The organism is Methyloglobulus sp., assembly GCF_040079455.1.
Taxonomy (GTDB): Bacteria; Pseudomonadota; Gammaproteobacteria; order Methylococcales; family Methylomonadaceae; genus Methyloglobulus.
The window spans coordinates 1-25,764 of record NZ_JBEBKJ010000054.1; the positions used below are offsets into that span (position 1 = coordinate 1).

Consider the following 25,764-nt stretch of genomic DNA (forward strand, 5'->3'; position numbering starts at 1 on the left):
GTTTGGTCGTTTCGTTTGAATGTTATTCATATTCATGGTCACCTCTAATGACATTATAAATCTGCCTCTAGAAGTGTCCTGTTTAATTAAACCATTTCATAAAGTGCTTGTCGAGTGCTTGGCGTACTACGCCTAAGTTCTCTTGCGCGGGAAACCAGCTGTCCGCCAACACGTAGCGGTATTTCAGTTAGTTCTGGGCAGGCCTTGAGCATCTGCCGCAGCATGTCGTTCTTGGTCACCTCGCTTTTGCGCTTCACCTTCTTGGTTGCCAAGTCGCTGTAAAGAAGGGAATTTTCGTATTATTTCAACACCATTTGCAAAAATTGCTGATTCCTGCAATAAGTTTTGCACGTGTTTTTCCAAGTCTGGATGCGAACCAAAGGTACAGCTTCGGAGTATGCCTTTTTTATCCACCAAAATGTGAGAGGGCGTTCCTTTTAGATTAAATAGTTCAAAAGTCTGGGCGTGATATTCCAGTTTTTGCAGATAAACACGGACTTGTTGCCTGACGTTTTCTTGGTACGTATTGGCTTTTTGCCCAAAATCTGGGATATGTTTTTCAATAAAGGCAGTGATTTTATCTTCACTTACCCCAATTTCGCTCTTTACCAAATAATCCATCGCTAAAGGAAAAGGGATACTAAAAGGTAAACGCCCATCTATTAAGATGCCGTGTTGGTTTAGAGTGTACAGTGTTTCTCCTATAACCTCTTGGGTTTTAACCAGCCTAAGCAAATTTTCCAGGGTGTTTTTATCGAAATCTTCAAATGCTGTAGCTATGCCTAGCACCGATAGGCCTTCGCTTGAATAGCGTTGGTGCAAGTCTATCGCTTGCGGCAGGGCGTATAGGAAACAGCCGGGGCAATTGACCTGAAAGACTTCCAGCAAGACGACTTTGCCAGTAAGTTGATTGAAATTAGTCGGCTCACCTTGAACCCACTCGGATACCGAAAATAACGGTGCTTTCTGGCCGATACTTGGTTTTATCAAGACGTTTGGCTAAATAGCCTTGGACGAAGTTAACAAATGTAGTTGCTCTGCCGCTTGTTGTCTGCGCTGTAACTTGGCTTCTCGTTTGGCTATTAACTCTTTGGCAGCATCTGAACCAATGTGGGCTTCCCCGCGTTGTTTAGCCAATTCAATCTGTTTTTCTCGCTCAGCAAAACGCAATTTTTGTTCTGGTGACTTTTTGTTGTAACAATGTGGGCAACTAACGCCTTTTTCGTAGGTATCACTGGCTTTGTCAATCTCGGTGATCGGCATACGACAAGCGTTGCACTGGTCGTAACCGCCTTTTGCCAGCTTGAGGTTAACCGTTACCCGTTCGTCAAAAACAAAACATTCACCTTGCCATAAGGTTTCTTGTTCAGGTACTTCTTCAAGATACTTTAGAATGCCGCCTTTGAGATGGTAGACTTCTTCAAAGCCCTGCTCCTTAAGGTAAGCGGTTGATTTTTCACAGCGAATGCCGCCAGTGCAAAACATAGCAACTTTTTTGTGTTTTACTGGATCCAGATGATCTTTTACGTACTGGGGAAACTCGCGGAAACTCTCGGTATTTGGGTTGATGGCATTTTGAAAAGTACCGACCTGATATTCGTAATCGTTGCGCGTGTCGATGAGCAGGACTTCAGGATCCGAAATCAACCCGTTCCAATCTTTAGGATCAACATAAGTACCCACGACCTGTTTAGGGTCGATGCCTTCGATGCCCATCGTGACTATCTCGTTTTTGAGCTTAACTTTGGTGCGGCTGAAGGGTGGAATGTCGGTGAAAGATTCTTTGCAGTCAATCTCAGCCAAGCGAGGATTAGATATTAACCAATTCAGTGTATTGTCAATTGCAATTCGTGAGCCTGCAATTGTGCCGTTGATGCCTTCACGGGCAAGCAGGAGAGTTCCCCTGACTTGGTTGCTTTCCATGACATCAAACAAAGGCTGCCGTAATTGTTGATAATCGGGCAAAGCAACGAATTTATACAGGGCGCAGACAACAATTTTGGACATAACTCAGTGAATCTAAATAAAACGGTGAAATCGAGAGTGCTTTCAGCTCAAACTTGCGATTGCAGGTAATTTTGGATGCCAATCTTACCAATTAACTCAAACTGTGTCTCCAACCAATCAACATGCTCTTCTTCGTTTTCAAGGATATGTTGAAAAACTTCGCGGGATATATAATCTTTGACCTGTTCGCAGTAGGCGATGGCTTCTCTGAGTGGCGGAATGGCTTCAAGTTCCAGCTTTAAATCGCAACGCAACATTTCTTCTGGATTTTCACCGATCATAAGTTTGCCGAGGTTTTGCAGATTAGGCAATCCCTCAAGAAACAGGATGCGCTCGATCAACTGGTCTGCATGTTTCATCTCGTCGATGGATTCGTGGTATTCCTTCTCATTGAGCTTGCTAAAGCCCCAGTTCTTGTACATCCTGGCATGGAGGAAGTATTGATTGACCGCTGTCAGTTCATTGGTCAGGGCTGTATTGAGGAATGCTATAACTTTAGGGTCGCCTTTCATCGGTCTATCTCGCTCGCTGATTAAGCTGCGAGTATAGAGGGATTTACGTTATTTTGCATCAAGGATTGATTGCGGCTGTGGTCATTCAGCAATTCTTTAACGTGCGGATTGCACTTGCCGCAGCTACCACCTACGCCCAAGCATTTAAACAGCTCACGCCGAGAACCCAAGCCCTCGTTGATGGCTTGCTTAATTTGGGTATCCGTTACTGCCTTGCAAACGCATACGTACATGAGAATTTCCTGAATAGCTAAGTGTTACGCTAATGATAACAATTCTCATTAAAAAGTCAAGATAGGCTAATAACTATTTTTGATAGTCTTGTCACAAAATTGGCAAAAGGTTTTCATAGATGCATAATTTAATTCTCCATAAAAACTCAGGTCAGCTATGTAATAACACTATAATTGGATCATTTTGTCTAACTTCGGTAAAGTCTACTCTATTTAAAGGGGCCATAGGAATGAATTTAACCAACTGTTCTATAAAGATTTAATGGCTTTTTAAGCCTAGATATAAATAACTAATGACCTCCACAACAAATCGCCTTAAGTCTTTAGCCAGCCGTTCGCGCCGAAAATTCCTTAAAGGCTTGTTTAACAGTTGCGTCCTGATAGCTACACTGCCTTATATCAAGCCAGCAAAAGCACAGGCAAATGCTCAAGCCGTTCCGGTACTGAGCGGTACAGAATTTGACCTGACCATCGCCCATACGCTAGTCAATATCAGCGGCACAGAGAAGCACGCCACGACCATTAACAGCACTGTACCAGGTCCGACTTTGCACTGGCGCGAAGGCGATACTGTCACCTTACGGGTTAAAAATCTGCTTTCCGAAGAAACCTCCTTGCACTGGCATGGCATTATTTTGCCTTATCAGATGGATGGTGCGCCGAAAATCAGCTTCAACGGTATCGCGCCAGGGGAAACTTTCACTTACCGTTTCAAGGTGCAGCAGTCCGGCACTTACTGGTATCACTCGCATTCCGAGATGCAGGAGCAAACGGGATTGTATGGCGCTATCGTTATTGATCCGGCGAAACCTGAATCCATCCAATCTGATCGTGATTATGTGGTGTTAATGTCCGATTGGACGGATGAAGCTCCGATGGCTGTGTTTGCCAAGCTCAAAAAGGAAAGCGCTTACTACAACCATAACCAGCCCACGGTCGTCGATTTTTTCCGAGATGTGGCGGATGAAGGACTAGGTTCGACTGTTGAAAAGCGCCACATGTGGAACATGATGCGGATGAACCGGACCGATTTGTCGGATATTTCCGCATCGACTTACACTTATCTTGTGAATGGTCATAACAGCGAAGATAACTGGTTAGGCTTATTCAAGCTAGGTGAAAAAGTCCGCTTACGATTTATCAATGCCTCTGCACAATCGTTTTTTGACGTGCGAATTCCTGGGCTAAAAATGACTGTGGTATCGGCGGACGGGCAAAATATTGATCCGGTAGAAGTCGATGAGTTCCGTATAGGCTTGGCAGAAACGTACGATGTGATTGTCACACCGGAAGACAACGCTTATACCATTTTCGCACAGTCTATGGATCGTACCGGCTATGTGCGCGGCACGTTGGCAACGCAAGCAGGCTTAAAAACAGCTGTACCTGCGTTAGACAAAGCAGAACCGTTGACGATGGAAGATATGATGGGGGCTATGGATCATGAAATGGCGGGCATGGATCACGGAATGGCAGCCATGGGTCATAGCAATATGACACCTGAGCAAATGAGCAAGATGGAACACAGTATGCACGATATGACTGGCATGAATGATGTCAAAACTGCCAGCAAGAAAAGTATCCAAGTCCATCATGCCAGCACAGAATTTGGTGCCAGCGTCGATATGCGGGTCGATACGCCACGTACTAACCTGGATGACCCAGGTATCGGCTTAAGGAATAATGGCAGACGAGTTTTGACTTACGCCGATTTGCACACGACAGGCGGAACGCTTGATGCCAGACCGCCAACGCGGGAGATTGAACTTCATTTGACTGGCAATATGCAACGTTATACCTGGTCATTCGATGGCTTGGAATATAATGAAGCCAAGCCGATACATTTCCGGTATGGCGAACGTTTGCGGGTAATCCTAGTTAATGACACTATGATGACGCACCCTATCCATTTACACGGTATGTGGAGCGAACTTGAAACGGCTGACGGGCAGTTTCAGGCGCGTAAACATACAATAGTCGTACAACCTGCACAGCGCGTCACTTTTTTGGTCACCGCCGATGCGCTTGGACGCTGGCCGTGGCATTGTCATTTGTTCTACCACATGCACGCGGGTATGTTTAGGGAAGTGGTGGTGTCTTGAGTTTTTTACTCAAGAAATATCAGGGCGATGAGTTCATTCCGTTCATGGCTCGACCAGCTCACCACGAACGGAATGAAAGCATTGTCTTTCGTCCCGAATACCTCAACTATGCTCAGGAGAGCTTTGTCGAAGGACATAATAAGACATTCCTTAATGTTTTTGTGAAAATTGCCTTCGTATTGCTTGTCACTTTGTCTGCAAATGCCTGGGCAGAAATGTCTGAATCAAACAACATGGACATGATGCCAGGCCATGACCACCAAAGCATGGATCATTCCAAAATGATGCGCTACGATACTATTGGCACTGAAAAGCCCTCTCCAGAGGGAGAGGGTTGGGTGAGGGGAAATAAACACAGCAAAATGCTATTTGAAAAACGCGATCCCCATGCCTACACTGATGGTCTCGATTTTAGTGGCTTATCGAAACCAGTAATGGGGGATTCACACTATCTAGGTTCATTTATTGTTGATCGTTTGGAAGCCGTTAACGTACGGGATGATTTTTCCATGATTTACGACTGGCAGGCTTGGTACGGGCAAGACTATGATAAGTTAGTCATTAGGGCTGAAGGCGAAATCGACCAAGGTATATTCAAAAACAATCGCAATGAAGCGCTTTGGGGGCACGCCCTAACCGCTTTTTGGGATACTCAACTTGGCGTTCGTGTCGATAGTGGCTTAGGAACTGACCGAGTTTGGGGCGCTTTTGGTATACAAGGCTTTGCACCTTATTGGATTTACATAGAAGCGACCGGGTACGTTGGCGAAGAAGGCCGCACGGCATTCCGTATCGAAACGGAATATGATTTACTGATTACCCAGAAACTTATCCTACAACCCCGCATCGAAATGAACTTTTATAGCCAAAACGATCTCCCTCGTTTAGTTAGCAGTGGTTTATCTAATATAGAGGCAGGTTTGCGTTTACGTTATGAAATCAAACGGGAATTTGCACCTTATATTGGCATAGAATGGGCTAGCACTTTTGGTGCAGCTGCTGATGTTATCCGCGCAGGCGGCAATAAATCCGAGGAAACTCGGTTTGTTGCCGGGGTACATTTTTGGTTTTAGTGAGAACTTTTCTGATAATCATCAAAAGACGATAATCGAACACCATGCACACTGATATTCTCAACCGTTTACAACATGATCACAACTTCGCGGTCATCAACAAAAAAGGCGAACGCAGGACGCGCTTAGTCTTAGTGCTTACCTTGTTGACCATGATCCTGGAAATTAGCGCGGGTATAGTGTTCGGCTCGATGGCATTACTGGCCGATGGCTGGCATATGGGGACGCACGTCGCCGCTTTTATGATTGCCTTATACGCGTACCGCTATTCCAGAAAGCATGCCCACGACCAGACCTTTGCGTTCAGCAGCGGCAAAGTCGGCGTATTGGGCGGCTTTGCCAGTTCTGTTGCCCTGGGTGTGGTTGCACTGATGATGGCGGTTGAATCTGGGGAACGGCTTCTTACGCCACGCATTATCCAATTCGACCATGCCCTGATGGTTGCCGGTTTCGGCCTATTTATCAATTTTGTTTGTGCTTTATTACTTAAAGATTCGCATCAACACGGGCATTCACATGATCACCATCATGAACATCATCACGACCATAACCTTAAGGCTGCTTATTTTCATGTATTAGCCGATGCGTTAACCTCCGTACTTGCGATAATCGCCTTATTTTCCGGCAAATATTACGGCTGGAACTGGCTTGATCCGGTCATGGGCATAGTCGGTGCGCTGATTATCTCGCAATGGTCATTTTCATTGCTGAAGGAAACCAGCCCAGTCTTGCTTGACGAAAGTATTGCCTTAAAACACAAAACGGCGATAAAAGACATCATCGAAAACGATGCCGATAACCGGATCGCCGATTTGCATGTCTGGCGCGTAGGGCCAGACCATTTTGCGGCAATTATCTCAGTGGTTTCGCACCATCCTAAAGCACCGGATTATTACAAAAGCTTACTAATGCAGTCTCAAACCTTGAAGCAACATAATGACAAGCTTAGGCTTGCCCATATTACCGTGGAAGTACACCAGTGTCGGGCTAAGGGTTGTGATGATGAAGGTAAGCCGAGTTAAGGGCATCTCCAAAAAATCCCCGCCACCCTCGCTACGCTCTCCCTCTGGGAGAGAGCTAGGGTGAGGGTTGTAAATGTCACCATACAAAATCCATTTTAATCGAGAATAATCTCGTCTGTTGGATATTTATAGGTTATGGGAAGGCACGAAGCCAAACATTTTATAGCGCGGGTTGTTGGTTTTTACTCATTTACAGCCTACATTTGTAAGCTTACACCAACTTAGATGCTTCTGGAAGGACTTATGATTAGTGCATTATATGCAGGAATTTTGGCTTTATTGATCGTTTGGCTATCGTTTAACGTCATCAAATTACGTCGTGCAAACAAGGTTATCTTGGGTGATGGCGGTGTAGCTCAGCTTCAAAATGCAATCCGAGCGCAAGGCAATACTACTGAATACATTCCGATAACGCTTATCTTGCTGATATTGTTGGAGCTTAGCGGGGCGAATGTCTGGTTTATGCATGTCGGTGGTATTGCCATTATTATTGGGCGTGTAATTCACGCAAAGGGCTTGTTGTCTGAAAACCTTGGATACCGGGTACTTGGAATGCAAGTGACTTTCTTTACAATCATCGGATTGGCATCAGCTAACATTTTTTACACATTATACAAAATGTTTAGTGCATGAAATAGGCAAGCGACCAAGGCACTAAGTGGCGCGTCAGTTTGCATTTGGGGTTCTTCGTAATATCAAGGAGGGTCAATCTATAGATCAAGTTGCAATTTGGGCTTAACCTGACAAATACTTGTAATAACCAGTAATTGCCAGATTAAGCTTGAATTACAAGATTTATAGCTTATTTGCCAAATCCTTCAAGTAAGCCTTGAAGTCATTTTTCAGCTCTTTGTGCAGCAGTCCGTACTCTACGTTTGCCACTAAAAAGCCCAGTTTTGCGCCACAGTCGTAACGTTTTCCGCCGAATTCGTAAGCCAAAACTTGTTCGTCTTTCATTAAATCGGCGATGGCATCAGTTAGTTGGATTTCACCGCCTGCACCTCGTCCGGTGTTTTTGATTTTTTCAAAAATGCCAGGATTCAGGATGTAACGGCCTACGACGGCCAAGTTTGATGGTGCGACATCAGGTTTGGGCTTTTCAACGATATGTTCGATGGGCGCATAAGAGCCTTTGCTTTCGCCGGTCCTGACGATGCCGTATTTGTCGGTTTCCGAAGGGTCAACCCGCTCTACACCTAGTATTGAAACTTGGGTTTGTGCGTATAGATCAACCATTTGCTTCATGCAGCCGCGTTCGCCATCTTCGATTAAGTCATCCGGCAAGATGACGGCAAACGGCTCGTCGCCGACGGCTGGCAGGGCGCAATAAACGGCATGGCCTAAGCCCAATGCCTCAGGTTGGCGGATAAATACGCACTTGATATGGGGCGGAATAATACTACGCAGCAGGTTGAGGATTTCGGTTTTATTTCTGGCTTCGAGTTCCTTTTCCATCTCGTAAGCCTTATCGTAATGATCCATAATGGAATTTTTACTACGCCCAGTAATAAAAATCATCGTGTCAATACCGGCCGCAATGGATTCTTCGACGGCATATTGCATTAGCGGCTTATCAACAATGGGCAGCATTTCCTTGGGGACGGCCTTGGTTGCCGGCAAAAAGCGTGTGCCTAAACCAGCAACGGGGAAAACTACTTTGGTAATTTTTTTAGTCATTAATGTCTTCCTAAGTGACAGATAAAGAGGGTTTATTTGATGATCTCATAGGGCTATCAACTACAATGTGAAGCTGACCATGCTGATTATTTTAACATTCATACTATTGATTAGTCTTTTTGACCAAGTTAATAGCAAAGATAGCAGTTTTTTTCAGTTTAATATGGCGTTAGCGATTATCAGAGAAAAATTCTTTTTTCTGACGGGCGTTATGGCTGGACTTTCTGCCACCAGCTATCTATCATGGGATTAGCACTTCTCGTCTGTGCGTGGATAATAATATCAACTGCCAAACTACCTTGAGGAGATTTTTATGTTAGCAAATCAACAGCCAGCACCCAATTTCAGATCATTCAATCAAAACAACCAAATCGTCAGCTTAGCCGATTATTTGGGGCAAAAGAATGTCGTCCTCTACTTCTATCCCAAAGACGACACCCCCGGTTGCACCATAGAAGCCAATGATTTTACCGCGATGGCAAGCGAATTTGCTGCGCTGGATACGGTCGTAATCGGCGTAAGCAAAGATTCTTGCGAAAGTCATACCGCGTTTATCGACAAATTCGGCCTGAAAGTGGATTTATTGGCAGATACGTCGGGGGAGTTGTGTGAACTGTACAATGTCTGGCGGGAACGTGAGAAAAACGGCGTGAAAAGCATGGCGATCTTACGGTCAACTTTCATCATTGATAAGCAAGGCAAGTTGGTTGATGTTGAGTACGGAGTTAACCATGAAGGCCATGCCCAGGCGGTGCTGGAAAAAATAAAAGCTTTGTAAATTAGGAGAACTCCTTGCCGTTCGTCCTGAGCTTGTCGAAGGACTTAGTCAGGACTCCTTTTTTGAACATTAATATTAGCAAGTTACGTAAGATAGGAATTTATGGCAGTCACAGGAATAAACCACATCAACATTGAAGTTACCGCAGAACAACTGCCCAAGGTTAAGGCCTTTTATGAGGATGTACTGGATTTAAAATCGGGCTTTCGCTCCGCATCTAAGCGCGATGGTGCGTGGTTGTACGCAGGCAATACGCCCGTTATTCACTTATCTGTTACCGAAGACTATATGAATGAATCCGACAAAATCCATTTTAACCATGTGGCTTTTGCGTGCAATGGACTCGCACAATTCAAGCGTGATCTGGATATTCAACAAGTCCAGTATACGCTGGAACAACGGTCTTTGGCGGATAGGGAAATGACGCAAATTTTTTTGAATGATCCCGTCGGCATCAAGATAGAACTTAATTTTGCGGGCGAAACATTGTCGTAATCCCAATCTACAATCTTACAGCCTCCTTCTCCCTTTGGGAGAAGGCTGGGATGAGGGCGATTTAACAGCATTTGCCTTTGTTATCCCTTCACCCCGCCCCTCTCCCACAACGAGAGGGAGTTACGGCATTGATTGATAGGAGAAGATGTTAATAGGAATTCCATTAAGTAACTTTAGGAAATCAACATGATACCTGAACAGACATTGAATTTAACGGGCAAAGTCGCCCTGATTAGCGGTGCCGCCGTCGGCATAGGCCGGGCGTGTGCATTGGCATTAGGTCAGGCTGGCGCGTTTATCGGACTTAACTACCATAGCAGCAGAGAGGCCGCCGAAAGCCTGTCTGCGGAATTAACCGCACTTAATATCAAATCCCTGCTGCTCCCCGCCGACTTGACTGACGAAGCCCAAGCCAATGCAGTGGTTGATAAGCTGGTTGCAGAAACCGGACGGCTGGACATCTTGGTCAACAACAGCGGTGGCTTGGTCAAACGCGCCAAAATCGAAGAAACTAGCTTAGCCAACTGGCAAAAATCGCTGGATATAAACCTGACCAGTGCGTTTTTGGTCACCAAACGCGCCATCCCTCACTTACGGAATACCGGTAGCGGACGCATTGTGAACTTGCTGTCCTTGTCCGTACAAACGGGCGGTGCCAACGGCGCAGGGGCTTACGCCGCACCCAAAGGCGGCCTGATGGTGTTCACCCACACCCTGGCTAAAGAACTCGCCCCGCACGTCCGCACCAACTCCGTCATGCCTGGCACAGTGGAAACCCAACACCACGAAATCCATTCAACCCCGGAAATGCTGGAAAACTACCGTAAGCAAACCCCGCTCGGACGCAATACAATGGCGGAAGAGGTCGCCAGCTCTGTGCTGTTCCTTGCCAGCGATATGTCGTCGCATATCAATGGGGCGTTGATTGATATTAGTGGTGGTAGGTTTTTGCGTTGATTTTTTGAAGTACAACATCCGCCGGACGAGGCATGTTGCCCCGTTCGTAGCGTTTCAGTCTGGTTCAGGAATGACAACACAAACAAAACGTATGTGACGGGGTTCAAACCCCGTCCCGCGTTCGGCACAGAAAAAGATTATGACACTGGGAAAATAATCCCAGCTAAAGATGCTTTGTACCATTTTGATGGAACTAAATACATATCAAAGGATAAGGTTAATTGATTAGTCCGCGTAGCTCGTATGGGCTGAAGCCCAACATATAGAAGCCGCATAATGTTGCCCCAAAGGGCATAAAGGCATTGCTATCGCTCAGCCCATCTACATACTATTCGGGAGAAAAAGCCTTAGCCTTGGCAAGCAATTCCTGCCCGCGTTCGGCTTTGCCTTTTCCACGTTGGGCGCGGAGATCGAACTGTGTCTTTAAGTCAAATTCGACCAGGATGAGGGTGGTGACTTCATCCAGCAGATAGTTCACGCTTACGCCTTTACTTTTGGCAAGGGCTTTTAAGCGTTGGTGTTTTTGGTCAGACAATCTTAAGGTTAGCGCACTCATACATTACCTCTTTGTAAAAACGCTTCGGGTGTTAGCAGTAAAATATCGGGGAAAAGCAATTCGGCCTTTGTTAAGTCTTTAATATTGCGCGACACAATACAGTTTGCATGGCCTGCGACCGCCAATTCGATTAAATGATTGTCGCCTTCGTCTTTAAGGTTAGGGCGCCAGCCGAAATAGATGTCTGTCCATCGACATGCGCCGAAGAAAATGTCCAGCAATTCGTTGCGATCTTCTTTGCTCAAATGATAGGCCTTAAAGAGTTCTTCACGGTTAACGACATCGCAGTATTCTGCAAACAACGCCGCGCCCATCAGCGGCGTATGTCGTTCACTTAAGCAGGCGGCAATCACCTCTGAGGATGAAGCCGAACCCATGCAAGCACCGACAAAAATATTGGTGTCAACAACAATTATCATGCTTAAATGGTAGCATGTTTGATACCATTAGGGTTTTAAAGTTGCATCGTTCCTACGAAGAGTGTGAGAATGGTAAAAAACTTGTTTCAAGCCTTGTACTTGGTGCATAAAACGCGCCCTACTTAATTGCCGATGTGGGTTATAATCGCGGTCACAATCGTTATTTTATCACCCTGAATGGCTCAGTTTTTCGCAATCCACCCTGAAAATCCGCAACTACGCTTAATTCATCGTGCGGTGGAAATCATACAAAAGGGCGGGGTGATTGCTTATCCAACCGATTCGTCTTACGCGTTGGCTTGTCACATAGGCGACAAACAAGCGTTGGACAAAATACGCCGTATCCGGCAATTGGACGACAAACACGATTTTACCTTGATTTGTAATGATTTGACCCAGGTCTCCACGTTTACCAAGATTGGCAACAATGCCCATCGCCTGATTAAGGCTTTAACGCCTGGGCCGTTCACCTTTATTCTGGATGCGACCCGTGAAGTGCCGCGCCGGTTGCAACATCCCAACAAAAAAACCATAGGTATCCGCATTCCCGACCACCCCATTGCACAATTATTGGTCAAAGAACTGCAAGAACCTTTATTCAGCTCCACATTGATATTGCCTGGGGACGATGAAGGCTTGATTGACCCTTACGAAATCCGCGAACGGCTGGAATATGAATTGGATCTGGTCATAGATGCCGGCGTGATACCTTACGAAGAAACCACGATCATCGCATTTACCGACCACGCCCCCGAAATCGTCAGGCAAGGCAAAGGCCAAGCCCCCATGCTGGATTAACAGGAATAACAATCATGATGGATGAATTAACGATGGTGCAACGGATAGCCGTCTGGATATTGCCAGTCATTTTTGCAATTACTGTGCATGAAGTGGCACACGGTTGGGTTGCAAAAAAGTACGGCGATAACACTGCTGCAGCGCAGGGGCGTTTAACCTTAAACCCCGTCAAGCATATCGACTGGTTAGGCACCATCATTATTCCAGGGCTATTGCTACTTACAGGGACTGGATTTATTTTTGGCTGGGCTAAGCCCGTACCTGTCGATGCGCGTAATTTTAAAAAGCCCCTTCATGACATGGCTATTGTCGCCCTAGCAGGGCCTATTTCAAATGTCCTTATGGCGATAGGTTGGGCTTTGCTCGCCCGTATCGGCGTAACGATAGGCGCAAGCGCAGAAAATGTTTCTTTACCTCTGATTTACACAGGCATTGCCGGTATTTCAATTAATCTTGTGTTAGCATTAATCAACCTGTTACCCATACCACCTTTAGACGGTAGCCGAGTTCTGACAGGTATTTTGCCGCATCGCTTGGCTTGGCAATATAACAAGCTGGAACGGTACGGATTCATTATTTTGCTGATATTGCTTTACACGCAAGTCCTGAATGCCATACTCGCTTACCCCATGTATTTTGCCCAAAACCTGTTTTTTTCAATTGCTGGATTAAACTAAATCCTGGTGAGTATACGGTAAGCCATTGCCTTATTTGTTAGAATAATCCAATGAATATGCTTGAAAATTATGTTGAACGATCTGCTGGATCGCAAGCCTACGCCATCGTAAATGGTGCGCCGTTCAACCAGTTACCGGAAGACTTATATATACCGCCGGATGCGCTGGAGGTGTTCCTTGAGCTATTTGAAGGGCCGTTGGATTTATTGCTGTACTTGATAAGGCGGCAAAATGTTGACATTATCAACATACCGATAGCGCAGATTACGCATCAGTACATTGCTTATATTCAAGTGATGGGGACTATGAAAATGGAATTGGCGGCAGAATACCTGGTGATGGCGGCGGTGCTGGCCGAAATAAAGTCCAGAATGTTACTGCCCAGGCAATCGGAGTCGGAAGACGAGGAAGAAGACCCCAGGGCGACGTTGATACGCAGATTACAGGAATACGAGTGCATTAAAAGCGTTGCCGAGGAAATCGACCTGATGCCACGGTTGGAGCGCGATATTTTTGCTGCCGTCGTTGATGTCTCCAAATTGAATATCGAACAAGTACTGCCTGACATCCAGTTAAATGAAATGCTGTTGGCATTCCAGGATGTCTTGAAACGGGTTGAGCAACTCAGCCATCATCACATCACTAAAGAGCCTTTATCTGTCCGTGAACGAATGTCAGCCATTTTGGAAAACCTTAAAGGAGCGGATAGTCTCCTTTTTTCGCAACTTTTCGCCAGAAAAGAAGGACGACAAGGGGTCGTCGTCTCGTTTCTGGCCATTCTCGAGCTCAGCAAAGAGCGTCTCATTGACATCTTCCAGTCCGAGCCCTTCAGTGAGCTGCGAATTAGAACCGCCGGCGCAGCCGCCCTTGGTGGAAATGGCGGAAATTGTGCAAGTAGCGCAAGCGGATCCGGTCATTGAGATCCTGGATGTCAACATGGAAATAAAACGCATCGTTGAAGCCATCATTTTTGCTGCTAACCGTCCAATGACGGTAAAGCAGATTCAGCAAGTGTTCCCTGAAATAGAACAACCCGAACTTATTGAAATACTCGGCGCAATCGAGTCCATCACCGAAGATTACCGTGACCGACCCATCGAATTAAAGCACGTTGCCAGTGGTTATCGTTTTCAAGTGCGGCAGGAACTGTCCCGATGGGTATCGCGCTTGTTTGAGGAAAAACCGCCCCGTTATTCCCGTGCTTTGTTAGAGACTTTGGCAATCATCGCTTATCGCCAACCCGTAACCCGCGGTGAAATTGAGGACATTCGCGGCGTGGGTGTCAGCAGCAGTATTATCCAAACGCTGTTGGAGCGCGACTGGATAAAGGTTGTCGCCCATAAGGAAGCGCCAGGCCGTCCGGGTTTATACGGCACGACCAAACAATTTTTAGATTATTTTAATGTTACCACCCTAAACGATCTACCGACTTTACAAGAGATACAAGATCTTGATTTGTCGGTAGATAACTCGCAATACATATTACAGGAAGAGAGTGAAAAACAAACCCCCAACGAGCAAGACGAATTCGCCCAAACAACCACCGACAACCAAGAAGACATTGGCGAGGAACTTGGCGAGGAACTTGGCGAGGAACTTGGCGAGACCACAGCCGTCTGAGCCGATTACGTCAAGAATAATCGACAGCAGCGATATCGATCTGGGCGAGCGTATCCAAAAAGTGTTGGCCCGTGGCGGTATTGGCTCAAGGCGGGAAATTGAGGGTTGGATAACCGAAGGTCGGTTGAAAATCAAGGGCGTTACGGTAACTTTGGGTACGCGCATCAAAGCTGGTGATTATTTGACCATCAACGACCGCGTTGTTTTGTGGGAAAAATTCACCATCCAGCCTACGCGGGTCTTGCTGTACCACAAACCAGTCGGGGAAGTTGTAACCCGCCGTGATCCCGAAGGCCGTCCGGTTGTTTTCACCCAATTGCCGAGTTTAAACGCATCGAGATGGATAGCGGTAGGCCGTCTTGACATCAACACGTCAGGCTTATTGTTGGTTACCAATAACGGCGAATTGGCTAATAAACTGATGCACCCGTCCACCCAAGTGGAACGCGAATATGCGGTACGGCTTTTGGGTGAAATCCCTGATGCTACCATAGCAAGGCTTAAGCAAGGCGTAGAACTTGAGGATGGACTAGCCAAGTTTGATGACATTCGCTTCTATGCAGGCGAAGGCGCTAATAAATGGTATTACGTGACCGTTAAAGAAGGCCGCAATCGGCTGGTCAGGCGTTTATGGGAATCGCAGGATATTGTTGTCAGCCGCCTGATGCGGGTACGTTATGGGCCAGTGGTATTGCCAGAACGATTAAAAGCCCATTCTTTTCATGAACTGGATGCTAAAGAACTTGCGTTGCTTTTTGAGTTTGCCGGAATGTCGAGTGAAAAAACTCACACGCCCAGCAAACCGGAAAAGTAAAAAGTCCTGTCTCGCACGAAGTTAGCTTGAAACTACAAATATCAAACCCTCAAATTGAAGTGGTCTACGGCTAACGGTCGGATTTAACCAAAAAAAATCGGTTACTTTTCATCCAGTAGGTACAGATCTTCTATTAAAGTCCTTTCCCCTGGCGTTAACCAAATTCGTTGTACGTCAGATTCAGTTTGACCAGATTCAGCAGCCAGTGCGCGACGTTCAGCCTTGCGACGTTCATCCAAGCTAAGTTCTACCTGCCTTTGCTTACGGGGAGATCGACGTAATTTTTCACGTAAATCAATTACATTCATATTCATATAACCTCAAATTTCAGTCTATCTGAAAATAAGTTTAGTTGAAAAACAGCTTGAGTATCTCAATGTTGAATAACTTAATCAAGCAACACGGCATCAGACATCAAACTTGAGAAAAAGTGCCAGCCTCATTCTACTATAATGAGTTCGCCAAGTCCTTAAGAGCTTCACCACCTTGATTAAATAAAGGCCAGCCATCGCCTACCAACACAGTTTTAATATCTGGTAAATCAGCCATTCGTTTTACAGATTGCTTGGCCTGAGTAACATCGCTAAGTTTTGTTTCCGGTAACAAACACAGTTCTCCACCGATATGAGAGCGGATTAAATCGCCGGTAATCAAGGTGTTTTGTTCCAAAACCAATACTAGTTCACCTGGGGTTTTTGAGCCATTCAGTTGATAAGCAACTAGTCCAGGAACAATCTCTTCCTTATCGTGCAGCCAATGTTGGCAAGTGATTGGGAAACTCTCTTGCTCACGTGCTGGACCGTAAATACTAGCGCCTATTACCTTGGCAATATGAAAAGCATCACGGCAATGATCGCTATTGGTGATAACGATAAACTTTGCCCCGCCCAATTGTCGCAAATGATTTTGGTCATGCGCCGATAGCGGCAAAGGGTCGATTAGCACGTTGCCGTTTATTCGTACCCAAAGCACGCTGTGAAAATCTAGGTTGCGTTCAGGGTTAAACTCCGACCAGCCAAACAAATCTTTTCTGTGTAATTGTTTCAAATCGTTAACTCCGCCTTGGCTGAATAGTATTATACATTTATTGACGATCATTCACCCTTGTGTGAAATATTACTAGAACCTTGTTTTCACTTTTATTTGATGTGCCCTTGGATGAAAACATTACATGGAAAAGAAATTAAATTTCGATGGAAGGACGGTATCCAGGCATGGTTATTATACGTTTCAAACCTGTTCACTGATTGGCTCTTGTCTACCTGATTATGTATGAATATCCGCAACTTTATAGTCAAATGCGCCTCAAAAAGGATAATACATTAAAGGATATGGAGTCATGTTAAAAAATAAAGTGCAACTTCAGTCCGGTTATAGCTTGATTGAGCTATTCAAAGAGTATGACACCGAAAACCAGTGCATTGAGGCGCTGTTTAAATGGCACTGGCCGTCTATTTCGTTGTTCTCCGACGCGGGTAGTAAAATTTCCAACAATGTCTGTAAGGCTTCACAGTAGCTGGGTTCACGGGAAATGCCCATCATATAAAGCTGGTTTATTTTGCCGAGGTAGTTTTGGACTGCTTTCATGCGTTCGTCCTTGGGAGTTTTTCGCTAGAGGATAAGGGTATGCTAAAAAAGTACAAATTGCGGCTTTTTTAGTTATTCTTGCTTAAAACGATGGATCAAACGACGTTCTTTTTTATTCGGTTTGTGGTCTATCCCAGAAAAACCAAGCAATTCTTTTTGTTCGCGTTCAGATTGGATTTGTAGTTGCCGTTTGGCATGGCTTTCTGGTGCTTCTTGGTAAAGCAATACGGCATCCTTAGTTGAGCGCCGTTGAGCGGTAAGAGCGGTAACGGTTATATCCCAGCTATAGCTGTTTTTGCTGATGGTGATTTCTGCACCAATTTTGATTTCTTTTGCGGCTTTGGTGCGCTGCCCATTTACGTGGACTTTGCCGCCGTTGATGGCATCTGTTGCCAAGCTGCGTGATTTATAAAACCGAGCAGCCCACAGCCATTTGTCCAGCCGGATAGCATCAACGTCTGTTGGCACGGTTAAGCGGTTTTTTTCAATCCTCTGGGTAAGGAGAATACGACTTTTTCCTCAATGCCTTTGAGTTCGACAGCAGTATGTCCGCCCCACGCCTTCAATTGGTCAATCACTTCCTGCACCAGAACTTCGGGTGCGGAAGCCCCAGCTGTCACGCCGACCACTTTGCTGTTGGCAAACCAGTCTCTTTGCATATCCTTGGCGGTGTCTATCAGGTAAGCGGGTTTCCCTAATTGTTCAGCGATTTCCCGCAAGCGGTTGGAGTTGGAGCTATTGGGCGAACCAACAACCAATATGGTATCGGCTGTTTTGGATAAGTCATAAACCGCATCTTGCCGGTTTTGGGTGGCATAGCAAATATCGTCCTTTTTCTGTTCTTGGATAGAGGTAAAACGCTTTCTCAATGCGTCAACCATCACTTTGGTATCCGTCATAGATAAGGTGGTTTGGGTGACATAAGCCAGGTTATCGGGGTTATTAACTTTCAAATTAGCAACATCCGCTGGCGTTTCTACCAGATAAATACCGCCATTTTTTGAACACTTATCATATTGCCCCATCGTACCTTCCACTTCTGGATGCCCCGCATGACCGATCAAGATGACTTCACGATCAGATTTTGCGTGTTTGGCTACTTGCAAATGCACTTTGGTAACGAGAGGGCAGGTTGCATCAAAAACGGTTAGATTTCGTTCAACAGCTTCTTTTTGAACCTGTTTGGATACGCCGTGAGCGCTGAAAATGAGGTAAGAACCTACGGGTACATCGGAGATGTCTTCAATAAAAATAGCGCCTTTTTCTTTCAAACCGTCAACAACGGTGCGGTTATGCACGACTTCATGCCGGACATAGATAGGTGCGCCAAAGGTTTCAAGAGCTTGGTCGACAATATCAATGGCGCGGTCAACACCGGCACAGAATCCACGAGGGTTAGCGAGTATGATTTGCATGGCTATATTTCTTAGGTTTAGTTAGTTGTGGCTATTTTAACTCAACATCGTGTTAGATACGATGATTCCGTTAGGATTGGCAATTTAAATGATTTTCCTGGGTGGTTTCGGTAAGGGCAATCATTATTACATTGTGGTTGCCGACGTGTTTCTTAATGCTAAAACACAAGAATGAAGCTGTAGGGATTGTAGGGGCAACCATAGGCTGTCCTTCACTGTCATTAAGTCAATAGCTCAGAACTTCTTTCACCTGGAGTACAAATCTAGGTTTGCATTCCGGCATTCGCTGCTTATAAGGGATCAAAAAACATGTTTTTTGACTCCGTATTTCTTAACATAATAGCAGTGAGGTTGCCCCTACTAGCACTTAAAAATTTAGCCATCCAGATCCAAAGGACCCAGCAAACACTAGACTTACTATGGTCATCAACTTAATCAAGATATTCAAGGACGGGCCGCTGGTATCTTTGAATGGGTCGCCAACTGTATCGCCAACGACGGCGGCTTTGTGTGAGTCTGAGCCTTTGCCGCCGTATTCTCCAGTTTCGATGTATTTTTTCGCGTTATCCCATGCGCCGCCAGCGTTCGCCATCATGACCGCCAGCAAAAAGCCTGACAATAAGGTGCCGACCAACAGCCCAGCCAACGCTTCTTTGCCCAGTACATGGCCGACCACAATCGGTACGATGACTGCCAAAGCACCAGGCACGATCATCTCACGCAATGCACTTTCGGTGCTTATGCCCACACAGGCTTTGTAATCCGGCTTGCCTGTGCCTTCCATCAAGCCAGGGATTTCACGGAATTGCCGTCTTACTTCCAGCACAATTTCATGAGCAGCTTTACCTACGGCCATCATGGTCAGGGCAGAAAAGAGGTACGGCATCATCGCGCCTATCAATAATCCTGGCAACATGGTAGGGCCGAGGATGTCTAAACTTTCTATTTTGGCGGCGGTAACATAAGCTGCAATCAATGCTAATGCGGTCAAAACGGCAGATCCAATCGCAAAGCCCTTGCCAGTCGCGGCAGTGGTGTTACCTAAGCTATCTAAAGCATCGGTGCGATGTCTAACTTCTTTAGGTAGATGGCTCATTTCCGCAATACCGCCTGCGTTATCGGCAACGGGGCCGTAAGCATCAGTTGCTAAGGTGACACCCAAGGTGCTTAACATGCCAACACCTGCCAATGCCACTGCGTATAATCCAGCAGCAAGAGTACCATCGGCTTTATGCCCTAGCCATATGCTAATAAGGATGGCAAATGCGGTGATAAGCACAGGCAATGCTGTACTCATCATGCCCACGGCTAATCCTTGTATGATAGTGGTTGCTGCTCCCGTTTGGGTGGCCTTGGCAATAGCCAATGTCGGTTTTTCGGTATAGGAGGTGAAGTATTCCGTTACGTAAGCGATTGCATTTCCAGCTACTAAGCCCACCACAATAACCAGCCAATAATTAAAATGTAAGCCCGACAGCAACACAGCCAACAAAGTCAGGCCTAAAACAATCACAGACGCACCCCAAACGGAACGGCGCAGCGCAGTCAATAAGTCTTCTAAAGTGGCGTTTTCGTCAATTTTTGCTACGAATTGGCTAAGATAACGAACACACTTTGAGACAAGTGATGCATTGGCGACTATACCGGCTAATTCGCTTTCATCCCGATCCTTGCCAATCACCATATAGATTCCAAACAGACTGGAGATAACACCGACAGCAGCCACCAGAAAAGGCAAGCCAATAAATGCAACCGTAGAGCCTTTGCCCAATGCTGCGCCCAAAGTGGCGGCGGCAATAATTGAGCCACTATAGCTTTCAAACAAATCCGCACCCATACCTGCAACATCGCCGACATTGTCACCCACATTGTCGGCAATCACCGCAGGATTGCGAGGGTCATCTTCTGGGATGCCTTTCTCAATCTTGCCCACCAAATCAGCACCGACATCGGCAGCTTTGGTAAAAATGCCACCACCAACCCTGGCAAACAGGGCAATACTGCTGGCACCAAAACCAAATCCGGTAATATAAGTTAGCTGATTAGGGTCGCCGTTAAACACCAGAAACAACAACGTCATACCAATAAGGCTAAAGCTGACAACAGACATGCCCATAATCGCACCACTGCCAAAGGCAACGCGTAAGCCCTCATGCAAGCCACGACTGGCGGCGGAAGCAGTGCGGGTATTGGCGCGTACAGCCACATACATGCCCAGATAACCAGCTCCAGCTGATGCAATCGCTCCAGAAACAAAACAAAACGCCGTTTGCCACTGCAAGAACAGGGTAATAACAGTGGCGACAATCGCTACAAAAATCGCAATTACACGGTATTCGCGTGCCAGAAAAGCAGATGCGCCTTCCTGAATGGCAGCGCCAATCTCGCGCATGAGCTCATTGCCCTGGTCATAAGCAAGAACCCGTTTTAATTGCCAAAGCACAAATACGACTCCGGCGATGCCCATTAGTAAGGCTATAACAATTGATGCTGATGTTGGTAGCAACATAGTCTCCACTCCTCTGGTTATTATAGTTATTAGTTTTTATTTAGCGGTGTATGGCGGGTAAATATGTGCGAAATGGTTAGGGTTTTTGGATTGATGATTATACCTATGAGACCTCTGCACAACCAGCCTAGTGCAATTAAATTTTCCAATCTACCGAAAGCCAGGCGAAGTATTAGGTGATAAGATTGGATTTAGTCAGTTTCGAGTCGTATAGCTGAGCAATTATGTATGTTAAGGGCTGATCTTGCCGCGATAGCCCCCTGTCTTTTGCTCATCGCCCCGTCACTGGGCGCAATGTGGCTATGTTGGGGTGTTTTTCCAGGTGGGATCTTGTTGTGGCGGCCTTGAGCAAGTTCATGGACAGCTCTTTGAGCGGCATCTGTGCGTTGACTTTTTCTGTGCCCAAGTAACGCGCCCTGGCCATCCCGAATAGCCGCTTCATCGTCCCGAAACATTGCTCGACGATGTGGCGCTTTTTGCTGATCAGTTTGTTCGCCCGTCTCTGCCGATCCGTTAACGGCCGGTTGCGTGCCACCTTATGCATAATGCCCGATTTTGCTGGCGTTGTTTGAGGTGGTTACGGTTGGCGGCGCTCGCATAGCCCTTTGATTATGGAGCATCTTCTTTCCTTATATCACGGTGAAACTCGTCCAAAATTGACTGCGTAGTTACATCTCAGTTTTTCTTCTAAAACGGCCATCTACACATTATTTACCAACCATGACAGGATCATTTTGGTCAGCAAAATCCTGAGCAATAAAATAATGCTTAAAATACGGCATAAAACTGCCTGTTATTGGGATGGAGAAGAAGCAATACATGGCGGCTGCTTCGCCAGTAGTAACGCCAAAAATCCATTGTGGCATGAATAAAGTCAACACTGCCATGATGAAGTGGTAACTTGCCATCTTCTGGTTGTTCTTCCAGAGGAAGCCGCTTAACGCCAAGCCGAACAGTGAGCCATGCGTAACAAACAATCCGAATGCACTGGAAATGGAATAACCAATATGGTACTTGCCCATATACAAGCAAGAAATCATTTTACCGATGAAGTTGGGCATGACATCGAAAATCTGCCACCCATTAGGTAAGAAGCTACAAATCAGGAACATAGTGCTGAGCGTAGCGCCTATCATTGTCGCTTTAAGCAGAGCCGTCTTGTCTGTTGAATAGGTCGCAAGTGCAGGCATAATCGCGAAGGCTTGTAAGCTTATGTGGTATGTTGACAATTCACTCAAGAACAAATTCGTCCCATACCCGCATTGGTCGACAACGGGGTAAGCAAAGTATTGGATCAGTTCCATTAAAGAGAAATGGAAGATGGCGTACGATCTCGCAGCCCTCACCCAGAAGGTTTCATCTTTATCGAGAAAAGTTACACTGGCGGCGGCAAAACCGACCACGCCCATACCGAGCGACATATTGGCACTAAAACACATAGGTAGTCCGTATTGAATAAAATTTATGATTATTTGATAATTAATAGAAAAAAATGTAGGTCATTTATTAAAATGGACTATCTTTACAGACGTTCTTTTGTTTCCTAGCTTCTAAGGTATTCATTGACAGATCTAAAGAAAACTCATGCTCTAATACACCTTTGACTGTGAATTTATTAGTATTGCTATCTAGTTTAGGTTCATCACACCGCCACCATATCGATGATACCGTACGTTGGATTTTATCAATTTCAGCATCAGAATATAAGTCCTTAAGCCCCCATTCTTTAATAACCTTGCCATCTGTTTGGTAAATTACCCAAATAGCTCCATATCCTAAATTGCTCCAGTTATCGAGAGTGATAGTTTTTCCTTGGTTGTTTACGTAAATATCGACAGGTGCAACTGGATTTTTTAGGAAGAATTTAGATTTTAATCGAAACTTACTCTTACCAATTACTTTGTACAAAGACGCTTCTGCATTGTATCCATTAATCTTGGCTCCTTCAAAGCTATAAGATTTTCCATAATTATTACCTGGAATAACTTTAATAAAATATTGTGCATCTGGACTTGTGGCTGTAATTTCTGATGGTAACGTCCATTTATCTGCGTAACAAATTATCGATAAGGTAAAAAGATAAAATACTATTAGTTTTCTCATAATATTAGCTAGACTAAAGTGTGAAACCATCTAAGAAAAGTTTCAGGTATCATTAGTCATAAAAATTGTAAGTATAATTTTTTTCAAAATCAGAATAAACAATTACACAATATCATAATTAAAGTATGAGCAACGACTATAACGCATCAGCAATCGAGGTATTGACTGGACTGGAACCGGTACGTAAGCGTCCAGGCATGTATACCGATACGACTCGGCCTAATCATCTGGTGCAGGAAGTCGTCGATAACAGCGTCGATGAAGCCATCGCCGGACACGCAAGTACGATTGATGTGATTATCTACAAAGACGGATCTGTGAAGGTGAGCGACAATGGCCGTGGAATGCCGGTAGACATGCACCCAGAGCAGGGCATTCCGGGCGTGGAAGTCATCATGACGCAGCTCCATGCGGGCGGGAAATTCTCCAATAAAAATTACCAGTTTTCCGGCGGACTGCATGGCGTAGGTATTTCAGTTGTGAATGCGTTGTCTGCCAAGCTGGAAGTTGAAGTCAAACGTAATGGTAAGCTCTATGCTATGGCTTTTGCTGATGGCGAAAAGCAAACAGAATTGAAAGAAACCGGCACTGTTGGGCGAAATAATACGGGTACGGCTATTACTTTTTGGCCGAATGAAAAATATTTTGATTCTAATAAAGTATCGGTGTTAAAACTCAAGCATGTACTTCGTGCTAAAGCGGTACTCTGTCCTGGTTTGAAAATCAGCTTGAAAGTTGACCAGACTGATGAAGATTATTTTTGGTGTTATGAAGATGGTTTGAAAGAATACTTGCTGGATCGGATAGGCGATATTCAGTTTTATCCTGAGCTGCCATTCATGGCGAATATGGCAGGCAATCATGAAGCGGTAGAGTGGGGTATCATCTGGGCGGTAGATAATCCGCTGGAAGCACTTGCCGAAAGTTATGTCAATCTGGTGCCTACCATACAAGGCGGGACGCACGTTAATGGTCTTCGCGCCGGCTTGACCGAGGCCATGCGGGAATTTTGCGAGATACGAAACCTGTTGCCGCGCGGCGTTAAAGTCGCGCCGGAAGACGTATGGGAAAACTGCCATTATGTGTTGTCGGTTAAACTCGAAGACCCGCAGTTTTCCGGCCAAACCAAAGAAAGACTAAGTTCCAGGGAATGTGTCGCCTTTGTTTCCGGTGTTGCCAAAGATGGCTTTAGCTTATGGCTAAACCAGCACCCAAATGAAGGCGAGAAAATCGCCGAAATCATTATCAACAGCGCGCAAAAACGCTTACATGCTAACAAAGCCATTATCCGCAAACGCGTTACGGCGGGGCCTGCGTTGCCTGGGAAATTAGCCGATTGTTCAGCACAGGATATTGCCAGAACCGAGTTGTTTCTAGTAGAGGGCGATTCGGCGGGTGGTTCAGCCAAGCAGGCACGAGAGCGTGATTTTCAGGCGATCATGCCATTACGTGGCAAGATATTGAATACCTGGGAAGTGGAATCCAATCAAGTGATGGCATCGCAAGAAGTTCACGATATTGCGGTCGCCTTAGGTATAGAACCCGGCTCCGATGATTTGCGAAATCTGCGTTATGGCAAGGTGTGCATTCTGGCAGATGCCGATTCAGACGGTAGCCATATCGCAACTTTGATTTGCGCTTTGTTCTATCAGCACTTCAATGCACTGGTTGTCGCAGGCCATGTTTACGTCGCCATGCCGCCCTTGTACCGGATTGATATTGGCAAGCGGGTGTTTTATGCTTTGGATGAAGCCGAGCGCCTGGGTGTTTTGGATCGCATCAAGGCGGAAAAGTTAAAAGGCACAATTTCGGTACAACGCTTTAAGGGCTTGGGCGAAATGAATCCGTCCCAACTTCGGGAAACCACCATGAATCCTGATACCCGTAGGCTGATTCAACTGACCGTTGAACAAAGTGACGATACCCGTGGGCAACTGGATCTGTTGCTGGCTAAAAAGCGTGCGCCAGACCGAAAGACTTGGCTGGAGACTAAAGGAAATTTGGCTGATGTTGTTTAGAATCGAGTGGTTGTCTGGTAGATCGGCACATTGCAATGGTTGTAGGGGTAATCCCTGTAGTTGCCTCTTAGCACGTACAAGGGCAGGGATATATCTAAAGGTCGGGTGTGTATCCAAAAAGGGAGGGCACAAGGTCTGCTCCTACGTTTAAATTTGACTACCATAACACCGAGGAGCGTAACCTATTACTGCGTGCCCTTAGGTTAAAAAGGCGGTCGCGTACTTTGCCAAGGAACATCAGTGAAGTTCGCATGGATAAAGCAACAGAGTAACGAATTTTCAACCCATTCGATCGCTGAAAATCTTGGAAACGTAGCGTTAGCGGAGTGAAGATTTTTAGTCCCCAGAAGCGATAGTGCTGTGTGTTTTCACGAAGCGCTGTTTGCGGCGTG

General features: G+C 45.7%; 30 protein-coding genes and 1 pseudogene. 15 read left to right on the forward strand and 16 right to left on the reverse strand.

Going from position 1 to position 25,764, the window contains the following annotated elements; translation table 11 throughout:
* Window positions 1–183: 183 nt before the first annotated feature.
* The 4 genes from ABL924_RS12000 to ABL924_RS12015 are packed head-to-tail and all read right to left on the reverse strand — an operon-like array spanning window position 184 to window position 2,752.
* The gene (locus ABL924_RS12000; protein WP_349027330.1) at window positions 184–990 is read right to left on the reverse strand and encodes a redoxin domain-containing protein; all 807 of its coding nucleotides are present in this window, start codon (window positions 988–990) and stop codon (window positions 184–186) included.
* A gap of 9 nt (window positions 991–999) precedes the next feature.
* Window positions 1,000–2,007 carry a rhodanese-related sulfurtransferase gene (locus ABL924_RS12005; protein ID WP_349027331.1) on the reverse strand — a complete coding sequence of 336 codons (1,008 nt, stop codon included), beginning with the start codon at window positions 2,005–2,007 and terminating at the stop codon, window positions 1,000–1,002.
* Between the two features lie 47 nt (window positions 2,008–2,054).
* Window positions 2,055–2,519: a bacterioferritin gene (gene bfr / locus ABL924_RS12010; protein WP_349027332.1), complete on the reverse strand. Its 465-nt coding sequence runs from the start codon at window positions 2,517–2,519 to the stop codon at window positions 2,055–2,057.
* A 20-nt stretch (window positions 2,520–2,539) separates the two neighbouring features.
* Complete coding sequence (locus ABL924_RS12015) at window positions 2,540–2,752, reverse strand: (2Fe-2S)-binding protein (protein ID WP_349027333.1); 213 nt, start codon at window positions 2,750–2,752, stop codon at window positions 2,540–2,542.
* Between the two features lie 293 nt (window positions 2,753–3,045).
* On the opposite strand from ABL924_RS12015, the gene ABL924_RS12020 reads away from it, so the two are divergent.
* From ABL924_RS12020 to ABL924_RS12035, 4 genes are all read left to right on the forward strand, one after another.
* Complete coding sequence (locus ABL924_RS12020; protein ID WP_349027334.1) at window positions 3,046–4,854, forward strand: copper resistance system multicopper oxidase; 1,809 nt, start codon at window positions 3,046–3,048, stop codon at window positions 4,852–4,854.
* Complete coding sequence (locus ABL924_RS12025; protein WP_349027335.1) at window positions 4,851–5,927, forward strand: copper resistance protein B; 1,077 nt, start codon at window positions 4,851–4,853, stop codon at window positions 5,925–5,927. Before ABL924_RS12020 ends, ABL924_RS12025 begins: the two co-directional genes overlap by 4 nt.
* A gap of 44 nt (window positions 5,928–5,971) precedes the next feature.
* Window positions 5,972–6,949: a CDF family Co(II)/Ni(II) efflux transporter DmeF gene (dmeF, locus tag ABL924_RS12030; RefSeq protein ID WP_349027336.1), complete on the forward strand. Its 978-nt coding sequence runs from the start codon at window positions 5,972–5,974 to the stop codon at window positions 6,947–6,949.
* A 243-nt stretch (window positions 6,950–7,192) separates the two neighbouring features.
* On the forward strand, window positions 7,193–7,582 hold the full coding sequence (locus ABL924_RS12035; protein WP_349027337.1) for an MAPEG family protein: 390 nt from the start codon (window positions 7,193–7,195) through the stop codon (window positions 7,580–7,582).
* 162 nt (window positions 7,583–7,744) lie between these two features.
* Here ABL924_RS12035 and galU read toward each other — a convergent pair whose 3' ends face one another.
* On the reverse strand, window positions 7,745–8,626 hold the full coding sequence (gene galU / locus ABL924_RS12040; RefSeq protein ID WP_349027338.1) for a UTP--glucose-1-phosphate uridylyltransferase GalU: 882 nt from the start codon (window positions 8,624–8,626) through the stop codon (window positions 7,745–7,747).
* 106 nt (window positions 8,627–8,732) lie between these two features.
* Here galU and ABL924_RS12045 point away from each other — a divergent pair, with 106 nt between their 5' ends.
* The 4 genes from ABL924_RS12045 (at window position 8,733) to ABL924_RS12060 (ending at window position 10,856) form a co-directional block, all read left to right on the forward strand.
* On the forward strand, window positions 8,733–8,879 hold the full coding sequence (locus ABL924_RS12045; protein WP_349027339.1) for a hypothetical protein: 147 nt from the start codon (window positions 8,733–8,735) through the stop codon (window positions 8,877–8,879).
* Between the two features lie 60 nt (window positions 8,880–8,939).
* Window positions 8,940–9,404 carry a peroxiredoxin gene (locus ABL924_RS12050; protein ID WP_349027340.1) on the forward strand — a complete coding sequence of 155 codons (465 nt, stop codon included), beginning with the start codon at window positions 8,940–8,942 and terminating at the stop codon, window positions 9,402–9,404.
* Window positions 9,405–9,506: 102 nt separating this feature from the next.
* A complete protein-coding gene (locus ABL924_RS12055; RefSeq protein ID WP_349027341.1) occupies window positions 9,507–9,899 on the forward strand; it encodes a VOC family protein in 393 nt (130 codons plus the stop codon).
* A gap of 186 nt (window positions 9,900–10,085) precedes the next feature.
* Window positions 10,086–10,856 carry an SDR family NAD(P)-dependent oxidoreductase gene (locus ABL924_RS12060; protein WP_349027342.1) on the forward strand — a complete coding sequence of 257 codons (771 nt, stop codon included), beginning with the start codon at window positions 10,086–10,088 and terminating at the stop codon, window positions 10,854–10,856.
* Window positions 10,857–11,184: 328 nt separating this feature from the next.
* Here the strand turns inward: ABL924_RS12060 and ABL924_RS12065 are convergent, their stop codons facing one another.
* Together ABL924_RS12065 and ABL924_RS12070 are read right to left on the reverse strand one after the other, a co-directional pair.
* Window positions 11,185–11,412: a toxin-antitoxin system HicB family antitoxin gene (locus ABL924_RS12065; RefSeq protein ID WP_349027343.1), complete on the reverse strand. Its 228-nt coding sequence runs from the start codon at window positions 11,410–11,412 to the stop codon at window positions 11,185–11,187.
* A complete protein-coding gene (locus tag ABL924_RS12070) occupies window positions 11,409–11,831 on the reverse strand; it encodes a putative toxin-antitoxin system toxin component, PIN family (protein ID WP_349027344.1) in 423 nt (140 codons plus the stop codon). Before ABL924_RS12070 ends, ABL924_RS12065 begins: the two co-directional genes overlap by 4 nt.
* Window positions 11,832–12,008: 177 nt before the next feature.
* On the opposite strand from ABL924_RS12070, the gene ABL924_RS12075 reads away from it, so the two are divergent.
* The 5 genes from ABL924_RS12075 to rluB are packed head-to-tail and all read left to right on the forward strand — an operon-like array spanning window position 12,009 to window position 15,740.
* Window positions 12,009–12,629: an L-threonylcarbamoyladenylate synthase gene (locus tag ABL924_RS12075; protein ID WP_349027345.1), complete on the forward strand. Its 621-nt coding sequence runs from the start codon at window positions 12,009–12,011 to the stop codon at window positions 12,627–12,629.
* Between the two features lie 14 nt (window positions 12,630–12,643).
* Window positions 12,644–13,306, forward strand: a complete 663-nt coding sequence (locus ABL924_RS12080; protein WP_349027346.1) for a site-2 protease family protein — start codon at window positions 12,644–12,646, stop codon at window positions 13,304–13,306.
* 56 nt (window positions 13,307–13,362) lie between these two features.
* Entirely contained in the window at window positions 13,363–14,226 is an 864-nt protein-coding gene (locus tag ABL924_RS12085) for a ScpA family protein (RefSeq protein WP_349027347.1), read from the forward strand.
* On the forward strand, window positions 14,183–14,926 hold the full coding sequence (scpB, locus tag ABL924_RS12090) for an SMC-Scp complex subunit ScpB (protein ID WP_349027348.1): 744 nt from the start codon (window positions 14,183–14,185) through the stop codon (window positions 14,924–14,926). The genes ABL924_RS12085 and scpB overlap by 44 nt, the downstream gene beginning before the upstream one ends.
* Window positions 14,927–14,930: 4 nt before the next feature.
* Window positions 14,931–15,740: a 23S rRNA pseudouridine(2605) synthase RluB gene (rluB, locus tag ABL924_RS12095; RefSeq protein ID WP_349027359.1), complete on the forward strand. Its 810-nt coding sequence runs from the start codon at window positions 14,931–14,933 to the stop codon at window positions 15,738–15,740.
* Between the two features lie 101 nt (window positions 15,741–15,841).
* On the opposite strand, the gene ABL924_RS12100 is transcribed toward rluB, so the two are convergent.
* Together ABL924_RS12100 and ABL924_RS12105 are read right to left on the reverse strand one after the other, a co-directional pair.
* Window positions 15,842–16,048: a hypothetical protein gene (locus ABL924_RS12100; protein WP_349027349.1), complete on the reverse strand. Its 207-nt coding sequence runs from the start codon at window positions 16,046–16,048 to the stop codon at window positions 15,842–15,844.
* A 139-nt stretch (window positions 16,049–16,187) separates the two neighbouring features.
* Window positions 16,188–16,787: an MBL fold metallo-hydrolase gene (locus ABL924_RS12105; protein WP_349027350.1), complete on the reverse strand. Its 600-nt coding sequence runs from the start codon at window positions 16,785–16,787 to the stop codon at window positions 16,188–16,190.
* 292 nt (window positions 16,788–17,079) lie between these two features.
* Between ABL924_RS12105 and ABL924_RS12110 the strand changes: the two are divergent.
* Window positions 17,080–17,190 (forward strand): annotated as a pseudogene (locus tag ABL924_RS12110) (IS1595 family transposase); the annotation flags it as partial.
* Between the two features lie 209 nt (window positions 17,191–17,399).
* On the opposite strand, the gene ABL924_RS12115 reads toward ABL924_RS12110, so the two are convergent.
* From ABL924_RS12115 to ABL924_RS12140, 6 genes are all read right to left on the reverse strand, one after another.
* Complete coding sequence (locus tag ABL924_RS12115) at window positions 17,400–17,795, reverse strand: S4 domain-containing protein (protein ID WP_349027351.1); 396 nt, start codon at window positions 17,793–17,795, stop codon at window positions 17,400–17,402.
* Window positions 17,796–17,797: 2 nt separating this feature from the next.
* A complete protein-coding gene (gene ispH, locus ABL924_RS12120) occupies window positions 17,798–18,742 on the reverse strand; it encodes a 4-hydroxy-3-methylbut-2-enyl diphosphate reductase (protein WP_349027352.1) in 945 nt (314 codons plus the stop codon).
* A 367-nt stretch (window positions 18,743–19,109) separates the two neighbouring features.
* Window positions 19,110–21,251 carry a sodium-translocating pyrophosphatase gene (locus tag ABL924_RS12125; RefSeq protein ID WP_349027353.1) on the reverse strand — a complete coding sequence of 714 codons (2,142 nt, stop codon included), beginning with the start codon at window positions 21,249–21,251 and terminating at the stop codon, window positions 19,110–19,112.
* A gap of 271 nt (window positions 21,252–21,522) precedes the next feature.
* A complete protein-coding gene (locus ABL924_RS12130) occupies window positions 21,523–21,795 on the reverse strand; it encodes a transposase (RefSeq protein WP_349027354.1) in 273 nt (90 codons plus the stop codon).
* Between the two features lie 163 nt (window positions 21,796–21,958).
* Window positions 21,959–22,690 (reverse strand): DUF5765 domain-containing protein, encoded by a 732-nt coding sequence (locus ABL924_RS12135; RefSeq protein WP_349027355.1) that lies wholly within the window; start codon window positions 22,688–22,690, stop codon window positions 21,959–21,961.
* 67 nt (window positions 22,691–22,757) lie between these two features.
* Window positions 22,758–23,354 carry a hypothetical protein gene (locus ABL924_RS12140; protein ID WP_349027356.1) on the reverse strand — a complete coding sequence of 199 codons (597 nt, stop codon included), beginning with the start codon at window positions 23,352–23,354 and terminating at the stop codon, window positions 22,758–22,760.
* Between the two features lie 125 nt (window positions 23,355–23,479).
* Between ABL924_RS12140 and parE the strand changes: the two genes are divergently transcribed.
* Window positions 23,480–25,372, forward strand: coding sequence for a DNA topoisomerase IV subunit B (gene parE / locus ABL924_RS12145; protein ID WP_349027357.1), 1,893 nt, complete (start codon window positions 23,480–23,482; stop codon window positions 25,370–25,372).
* A 157-nt stretch (window positions 25,373–25,529) separates the two neighbouring features.
* On the opposite strand, the gene ABL924_RS12150 is transcribed toward parE, so the two are convergent.
* The coding region (locus tag ABL924_RS12150; protein WP_349027358.1) for a hypothetical protein at window positions 25,530–25,764 on the reverse strand (235 nt) is incomplete at its 5' end.